Annotated in this window: 1 pseudogene; it reads left to right on the forward strand. The window is 43.5% G+C overall.

Going from position 1 to position 432, the window contains the following annotated elements:
• Nucleotides 1-79: 79 nt before the first annotated feature.
• Nucleotides 80-432, forward strand: a pseudogene (locus tag HC175_RS23970) (hypothetical protein); the annotation flags it as partial.

Consider the following 432-nt stretch of genomic DNA (forward strand, 5'->3'; position numbering starts at 1 on the left):
TTACTGGCGCGATCATTTCGTGATGGCCCGTCGCATTCTTTAAATTATTATCTTAGGTAAAACCCTGGGAAATAATTAATTGAACACCGCTATCATTCGACTTTGCCTCTTGCTGTTGCTGGGCATAAGCATAGGATTTTATTTGGAACTGCCCCTTAAAATGGCATTTTTGGCCCTCTTGTTTGGGCTGTTGTTATTTTTGGTCGCTTATTTTCGTGCTAAAAAGATATTATTCCCCGATGCTTTCTTCGGAAGCTCCACTTTCCTCCTCTTCTTTCTCCTCGGAATTTTCGTTACCAGCCTTAATCTCCCGCAAAACCAGCCGCGGCATTATCTCAACTTCATTTCATCGGAAGCATTTCCCCTGCTGCAGCTCCGCATCAAAGAATCCCTGAAGCCGGATCTCTACAACCACAAATTCATTGCTGAAGT

The sequence above is a fragment of the Salinimicrobium oceani genome (genome assembly GCF_012037645.1).